The sequence below is a fragment of the uncultured Faecalibacterium sp. genome (genome assembly GCF_900066275.1).
GTDB classification, from domain to species: Bacteria; Bacillota; Clostridia; order Oscillospirales; family Ruminococcaceae; genus Faecalibacterium; species Faecalibacterium taiwanense.
The window spans coordinates 50,318-57,299 of record NZ_FMFG01000015.1 but is presented as its reverse complement, the minus strand read 5'-3'; the positions used below and the strand labels follow the sequence as shown (position 1 = coordinate 57,299).

At 56.1% G+C, this 6,982-nt stretch carries 8 protein-coding genes; 2 read left to right on the top strand and 6 right to left on the bottom strand.

The window, feature by feature from the left end; all coding sequences use genetic code 11:
• Window positions 1–86: 86 nt before the first annotated feature.
• The 4 genes from QZL71_RS07200 to QZL71_RS07185 all read right to left on the bottom strand — a co-directional run bounded on the left by QZL71_RS07200 (window position 87) and on the right by QZL71_RS07185 (window position 3,560).
• Entirely contained in the window at window positions 87–572 is a 486-nt protein-coding gene (locus QZL71_RS07200) for a MarR family winged helix-turn-helix transcriptional regulator (RefSeq protein WP_223388226.1), read from the bottom strand.
• Between the two features lie 417 nt (window positions 573–989).
• Window positions 990–1,580 carry a TVP38/TMEM64 family protein gene (locus QZL71_RS07195; RefSeq protein ID WP_294648372.1) on the bottom strand — a complete coding sequence of 197 codons (591 nt, stop codon included), beginning with the start codon at window positions 1,578–1,580 and terminating at the stop codon, window positions 990–992.
• 156 nt (window positions 1,581–1,736) lie between these two features.
• Window positions 1,737–2,726, bottom strand: coding sequence for a 3'-5' exonuclease (locus QZL71_RS07190; RefSeq protein WP_120020727.1), 990 nt, complete (start codon window positions 2,724–2,726; stop codon window positions 1,737–1,739).
• Window positions 2,727–2,744: 18 nt separating this feature from the next.
• Window positions 2,745–3,560: a Cof-type HAD-IIB family hydrolase gene (locus QZL71_RS07185; RefSeq protein ID WP_097774324.1), complete on the bottom strand. Its 816-nt coding sequence runs from the start codon at window positions 3,558–3,560 to the stop codon at window positions 2,745–2,747.
• Between the two features lie 95 nt (window positions 3,561–3,655).
• On the opposite strand from QZL71_RS07185, the gene QZL71_RS07180 reads away from it, so the two are divergent.
• Window positions 3,656–3,793: a hypothetical protein gene (locus tag QZL71_RS07180; RefSeq protein WP_154255525.1), complete on the top strand. Its 138-nt coding sequence runs from the start codon at window positions 3,656–3,658 to the stop codon at window positions 3,791–3,793.
• Window positions 3,794–3,871: 78 nt separating this feature from the next.
• Window positions 3,872–5,419 carry an alkaline phosphatase gene (locus tag QZL71_RS07175; protein ID WP_294648371.1) on the top strand — a complete coding sequence of 516 codons (1,548 nt, stop codon included), beginning with the start codon at window positions 3,872–3,874 and terminating at the stop codon, window positions 5,417–5,419.
• Between the two features lie 231 nt (window positions 5,420–5,650).
• Here the strand turns inward: QZL71_RS07175 and mscL are convergent, their stop codons facing one another.
• Window positions 5,651–6,103, bottom strand: a complete 453-nt coding sequence (mscL, locus tag QZL71_RS07170) for a large conductance mechanosensitive channel protein MscL (RefSeq protein WP_294648370.1) — start codon at window positions 6,101–6,103, stop codon at window positions 5,651–5,653.
• 171 nt (window positions 6,104–6,274) lie between these two features.
• Window positions 6,275–6,766 carry a cytochrome C gene (locus QZL71_RS07165; RefSeq protein ID WP_294648369.1) on the bottom strand — a complete coding sequence of 164 codons (492 nt, stop codon included), beginning with the start codon at window positions 6,764–6,766 and terminating at the stop codon, window positions 6,275–6,277.
• Between the last annotated feature and the right edge of the window lie 216 nt (window positions 6,767–6,982).

Genomic DNA, 6,982 nt, shown 5'->3' with positions numbered 1-6,982 from the left:
CTGTTGCCCGAAGGGCAATAGGGCGGGCGATGGAATGGCCCGATTCGTGTCTGAGGAGAAAGCTACCGGCACACCGCCCTTTTGCATCACTGCAGTGCATCCCGCAGCTTGTTCAGCAGCCGCAGCAGCTCGGTATTTTCCTCCGCTGTCAGCAGCCCAGCCACATAGTCGTCGGTCTGGTGGAAGCAGAGCATCGTCTTTTCGTGGAAGCAGATGCCCTCTTCGGTGAGCACCAGCTGCTTGAGCCGGGCGTCCTGCGGCACGCTGCGCCGCTCAATATACCCCTTGCGCTCCATCAACTGCAGGATGTTGGTCACGGTGGAGCGGGTGATAGAGAACTCCCGCTCAATGTCCCGCTGGAACACGGGGGTGTCCCGGTGGCGGTAGAGATACCCAATGATCCACCCGTGCATGGGGGTGGCCTGCTCCACGTCATTTTCGCGGGCAAACTGGTTGATCTTGCGGAAGATCAGGTTGTCCACCCGGCGGATCTGCGCCGGGATGACCTGTGGGCCTTCCCAAGGGGGATCGGCGTGATTGCAGCACTCGTTTTTGGTTTCGTCACACATCATGGTTTTGTCCTTCATGGTTGTTTTGGCATTGAACAGTTTCAAATAAAACTGTTTGATAGCATACATATTATACAGCAGTCAAAGTGAATGTCAAGGGGAAGGAAACGATTTTAAATGCCCTCCGCTTTGCTCTGGGCATAAAATAATGAAATATTATTTTTTATATTGCAAACCAGCCAAGCCTGCGGGCTTGGCTGGTTTGCTTTTTCACGGAAGGGGCCGTAGTTGCAAGCGGCATATTTTCCGGTTGCGCGGTCATTTCCGAAGGAAATAAGCGCAACAGGTGGAGTTTACCTTTTGGGCCATTCCTGTGAAAATGCAACAGCAGACAGCCTGCAGGCTGTCTGCTGTTGCCCTATTATAAAAATATTTTTCCGCTAAATATGCCCAGAGCGAAGCGGAGGGCATTCTAAATTATTATTCCAGATTGTGTTTTTTGCAGAACTGTTTGCTCACCCAGTACATCCCGCCCCACAGCAGAACGGCCAGCACCAGATACAACGGGTTCTTCATGGAACTGACCAGCGACTGCCCAAACACTGCCATCATGGCAATCATCACGCCTTTGCCCAGCAGCATGGTAATGAGATAGCGCTTTTCGTCAAAGTCCGAGATGCCAAAGGCCAGATGCATAAAGGAGCTTGGCGCGAAGGGCAGCAGCGCGAGCATGAACAGCGACGAAGTGTCAAAGCGGTTCACCCACTGCTGAGCCTTTTCCAGCTTGGGCGAGCGGGAGGCAAACTTCCAGAAGAAGCACTTGACCACCCGCCGCCAGAACAGGAACATGATGCTGCCACCCAGCGCCACACCGGCCCAGCTGTACAGAAAACCCAGAATGCCGCCGTGAGCCGCTACATTCAGCGCCACAATGGCAATGAGCGGAAGCGGCGGAAAAAACGACTCCACCATGGCCAGCGTGATGGGGGCAATGGGGCCAAGGTTGCCAAAACTGTCCAGCAGAGTTTCCCAGAACTCCAGCGTTCCCAGCTGGCTCAGCCAAAAGTTCATTGTGCACATCCATCCCTTCCGCCTGCGCTTTCCCATCCGCAGGTTCCTCTATCCGTAGTATATCCATATTGTATGACACAAGCATGAACACAAAGCGACATTTTTTTTGCCCTGTGCACAGCCTCCTTGGGATACTACGAAGCTGCCGGTGCTGTTTTACTCCGCAGCCTGCTTTTCTGCGCGGGCCTTCATGCGCTCCAGCTGGGCGGTGCGCTGCTTTTCCCACCGGGCAAGAGAAGCGTCGTCCGGGATCTGGAGACAGCGGGCATAGCTCCAGTGCAGGCCGTCGCGGCGGGCCAGCTTGTAGCGCTGGAACACACCCTTGCCTGCGGCATTGCTGCTGCCGGCGCAGTGGGGGCACTGGCTCAGGGTATACCAGCTGTTGCTGCCCTTTTTCAACCATACATCATCGGGCTTGAGCGGTGCGCCGCACTCCGGGCAGCTCATGGTGTAAATTTTGGGGTCGGTGCGCCAGGTGTACTGCTCCACATAGCCGCGGAAGACCTCAAAATCCCGGTAGTCGCCGGGGGTGGGGCACAGGCTGGCCCGCAGGGATTCCTCCTCAGTGGGGTAGGCCGCAAGACCGGCCCGCAGGTCGAGCATCCGGCAGACATCGGCGGTGTACAGCGTGTCGGAAAGGGCATCGTGGAACTGCCGCTCCATGGGCAGCCCTAAGCGGGTGACGACGCTTTCCAGCGTCATGCCCTCGCCCTCTTTGCGGGGATGCTCCCGCAGGAACACCTGCTGCAGGTCGTACCAGACGGTGGGCTTTGATTCGTCGATGTTGCACAGGTACAGGTTCTGCTTGAGCACCGGTACGTCATCCATGCCCCACTCGGCAAATTCGGCATCCGGGCCGCACCACTGCATAAAGCGGCGCAGGCCCTGCACGATGGGCTCACCCTTGTCCAGATCGGCCTGCGTCAGGCCGGTGACTTTAGCAATGTGATGCTGCAGCTTACGGAAGATGCGGGGCCGCAGATGGATGGAAAAGGTGTCCAGCACGTTGGCATCCTCGTCGATCTTCACGGCACCGATCTCCACGATCTCGCCCCGGAAGGTCTGCTGCACGCCATGGTAATTAAAGGTATACGGCTGGTAGCCGATATTCCATTCCAGATCAAATAAAACCAGATTGCGCGGCATTGTTTTGTGTTCCTCTCGTTACTTTAAAATAAACTTCTCCACGGCCTCGGCCACACCGTCGTGGTCGTTGTCGGCGGCAGTCACATAGTCGGCTACGGCCTTTACCGGCTCTTCGGCGTTCTGCATGGCCACGCCCACACCGGCGTACTCGATCATGGAGCGGTCGTTCAGGCCGTCGCCGCAGGCCATCAGGTTTTCGCGGCCAAGGCCCATGTGCTCCAAAAGGGCGGCAAGGCTGCCGTCCTTGGCAACGCCCAGCGGCACGGCTTCAATAAAGAACGGGCTGGAGGGGTACAGGTCGATGCGGCCGTCAAACTGTTTTTTGCCGGCGGCCCACACCTCGTCCCGGCGGGCGGGGTCCAGCGTGATGAGCATTTTGCAGATGGGGTAATCCACATACTTTGCCAGATCGTCCACGCCGGTCATGGGCAGCTTGCAGGTAAAGCACTCGCGCAGTGCCCACTTGTCATCCGGGTGCTCGGTGACAACGCCCTCTTTATTATAGGTGATAATGGTCACGTTCTGTGCGGCGGCAAAGGCGCACAGCTCGGGTACGTACTGGGCATCCAGCTGTTTCTGGTACAAAGTCTCGCCGGTGCGGCAGTCGATGATCTTGCTGCCGTTGTAAGAAAGGATGCAGCCGCCCTTTTTATCCAGCCCCAGTTCCTTTGCCAGCGGCAGCACGCCCGCGGTGGGACGGCCGGATGCCAGCACGATGGTGACACCCTTTGCAATTGCGGCATCCAGTGCGGCGCGGGTGCGGGGTGTAACTTCCTTCTGGCTGTTGGTCAGGGTGCCATCCAGATCCAGTGCCAGAACTTTGATCTCTGCCATATAAAATCCTCTCAATTTATATAAAGGTAAAAAAGCACTTACTCTCTTATTGTACAATGAAATGCCATCATCTTTCAACCCTTGCAGAGACGTTTGTGGAAAAAGTGGTGGCACTTGAGCAGGATTTTACATCCCTTTCCGGCTTTTTACGTTGGCGCGGATGCAGCCGCACCGGTTTTACCAAAGCTTTGCGGCGGCATGGTTTTTCCCCGCAAGGCGGTGCGCTACAATAAAAGCGTTCCCACAAGAAGAAAAACGGGGCCTGAGGCAGGCCCGCAATGTTTGATTGAATGAAAAGAGAGGATCACGTCATGAAAGAAAACAAGATCTCCCGCCGCAGCTTTCTCAAGTTTGGCGCAGCTGCTTCTGCCGTCGGCATGATGGCTGCTGCACCCGTTGCCGCAAACGCAGCACAGCCGGATGCGGATGCCGCAGCCGACGAGGAGAACTGCCTGCTGGGCCTGTTCCAGAAACCCAAGTACATCTTCCTGTTCATCGGTGACGGCATGGGCACTGCCCAGATCCAGTCTGCCCGCTTCTACAAGGGCACCGTGGACAACAACGGCGCTGTGACCGAGGCCGACCTGAGCTTCACCAGCTTCCCCACCGTGGGCAGCGTGACCACCTACGACAGCACTTCTTTCTGCCCGGACTCCGCTTCCACCGCAACCTCCATCGCCACTGGCCACAAGACCGAGAGCGGTGTCATCAATATGTGCCCGTGGACCCGCGATGTGCCCTATGAGACCATTGCCGAAAAGCTGCACGCCCAGAAGGGCTACAAGGTGGGCGTCATCTCCTCGGTCAATATCGACCACGCCACTCCCGCCGCCTTCTACGCTCATCAGAAGACCCGCAAGAACTACTACCAGATCGGTGTAGAACTGGCAAACTCCGGCTTTGAATACTTTGCCGGCGGCGAGTTCCAGAAGGTGAACGGCGACGGCACCGGCCCCAACAACCACGAGGTGGCTGCTCAGGCCGGATACAATGTGGTCACCACGCAGGCAGGCGCTGCCGCCCTGACCGCAGGCGCAGGCAAGACCCTGATCATTGCCGAAAATCTGGCAGACGGCAAGGCCATGAACTACGCCATGGACGCTGCTGCAGGCGAGTGGCAGCTGACCGACTACGTGAAAAAGGGCATCGAGCTGCTGGATAACCCCAAGGGTTTCTTCCTGATGACCGAGAGCGGTAAGATCGACTGGGCCTGCCATGCAAACGATGCTGCTGCTTCCATCCACGATGTGCTGGAGATGAGCAACGCCGTGCAGGCTGCCGTGGAGTTCCAGCAGAAGCACCCCAACGAGACCCTGATCCTCGTCACCGCCGACCACGAGACCGGCGGCATGGCCATCGGCTACAAGACCACCAACTACGACACCTTCCTGACGAACCTGACCCACCAGAAGATGTCCTACGCAAAGTTTGATTCTACCTATGTGCAGAACTACATCGCCAACAAGACTCCTTTTGAAGCTGCCATGCAGGATGTGAAGGCAAACTTCGGCCTGACCCTGCCCACCGACCCGGATGCCGCCAACGCCGGCAAGCTGCTGCTGACCGACTACGAGGTGCAGAACCTGCGCACCGCCTACGAGCGCACCCTGAAGGTCGGCTCTGCCAGCCAGAAGGACATGTCTCAGCAGGACTATGAGCTGTACGGTACCTATATCCCCTTCAGCATGGCAATCTGCCATACCATCAACCACAAGTCCGGCATGGATCATACCACCTACGCCCACACCGGTGCCATGGTGAACGTCTACGCCAACGGCGTGGGTGCGGAGAAGTTCGGCGGCGTGTTCGACAACACCGAGATCTTCCACAAGCTGGCCGACCTGACCAAGGTCAAGTAAAGCTTCACCAGACTGATTTTCCACATTTTTCCCGGATAAAATAAAACCTCCCCGTTCTGGAACCGCAGCGACTGCGGCCGGGCAGGGAGGTTTTGCGTTGATTATGCTGTTTGCCTTTGCGGCTCCGCGGGTGAAAAAACAAATCGGGAAAGTCCGCAGACTTTCCCGATTTGTAATTTAGAAAATGATTCCGCTGAATATGGCCAGAGCAAAGCGGAGGCCATTCAAAATTTAATTGTTGATCTCCGGGAAGCCCTCCAGCTTGCTGGTGCAGTGGGGGCAGCGCACTGCCTTGATGGAGATCTCGCTCTGGCAGTAGGGGCACACCTTGGTGGTGGGGGCTGCCGGTGCAGCAGGCTCTGCGGGCTTCTTGTGCAGGGCGTTGATGGTCTTGATGACCACAAACAGCACAAAGGCCACGATCAGGAAGTTGATGATGGCATTGATGAAGGAACCAATGCCGATCATCACGTCACCCACATGGATGCCGACGTCCGAGAAATCGGCGTTAAAGAACAGGCCGATGGCAGGGTTGATGATGTCGTTCACCAGTGAGTTGACGATCGAGGTGAAGGCACCGCCGATCACAACACCGACTGCCATATCCAGCACGTTGCCGCGCATGGCGAAGGCCTTGAATTCTTCAAAAAACTTTTTGATGCCCTTGATCTCTTTTTCTGCCATAAGAAAATCCACTCCTTTACTCCCTTTATGCCGCAAGGGAACGTATTTGCGTCTATGATAGCGGATTTTTGGCGTGATTGCAAGGGAAAATGACAGCCTCAGCCCTCTTTTGGCAAAAAATAAAACGGGAAAGCCCGCAGACTTTCCCGTTTTGCAAGGATGAAACAGTTTTTACTTTTCCGGTGCAGCAAAAGCGATGGGGGTAGCACCTGCAGCGGCATCCACACTCAGCAGGGAGATGGGAGCGACCTCGTAGTGCAGGGTCTCAAAGCTCTGGGTCTGGCCGTCCTCGGTGGTGAACTCCAGAATGTAGGTCACGTCGGACTGCTTGTCGGCCTCCACATCGCGGGTGATGACGATGTTCTCACCGTCAGCCAGACCGTTCTCGCCGGCCAGATTGTCGCCCTTCTCGTCGCTGCCTGCATCGTACAGGTACAGCTCGGTGACGGTAGAACCGGTGGTGTTGTACACGGTGTACTCAGCGGTGGTGGGCTCAGCTGCTTCGCTGGCTGCAGCCTCAGAGCTTGCAGCCTCGGAAGAAGCGGCAGCAGAAGAAGCTACAGAAGAGGAAGCGGCGGTGGAGGATGCAGAAGAACCGCAGGCGGTCATGCCAACAGCCAGTGCTGCAGCGGCAGCAACGATCGCAATGTTCTTGAGTTTCATGTGAAATATACTCCTTTGAAATTTCTTCGTATTCAGATCAACCAACAGGGTGTGATGGATGATGAAGACGATTATACGGGAATTTCGACAAAAAATCAAGACGCCTATGTGCATTTTGAACGATGAAACAGGAATTGTTACCAATTTGACATGAAATTGGAACATTTTAACATGAGCTGACATGAAGCAAAGTTTTGTAGGAAAGGCCGCTTGCCG

Coding starts and splice junctions, on each gene's coding strand:
- QZL71_RS07200 (WP_223388226.1), bottom strand. CDS start 572: ATGATGTGTGACGAAACCAAAAACGAGTGCTGCAATCACGCCGATCCC.
- QZL71_RS07195 (WP_294648372.1), bottom strand. CDS start 1,580: ATGAACTTTTGGCTGAGCCAGCTGGGAACGCTGGAGTTCTGGGAAACT.
- QZL71_RS07190 (WP_120020727.1), bottom strand. CDS start 2,726: ATGCCGCGCAATCTGGTTTTATTTGATCTGGAATGGAATATCGGCTAC.
- QZL71_RS07185 (WP_097774324.1), bottom strand. CDS start 3,560: ATGGCAGAGATCAAAGTTCTGGCACTGGATCTGGATGGCACCCTGACC.
- QZL71_RS07175 (WP_294648371.1), top strand. CDS start 3,872: ATGAAAGAAAACAAGATCTCCCGCCGCAGCTTTCTCAAGTTTGGCGCA.
- mscL (WP_294648370.1), bottom strand. CDS start 6,103: ATGGCAGAAAAAGAGATCAAGGGCATCAAAAAGTTTTTTGAAGAATTC.
- QZL71_RS07165 (WP_294648369.1), bottom strand. CDS start 6,766: ATGAAACTCAAGAACATTGCGATCGTTGCTGCCGCTGCAGCACTGGCT.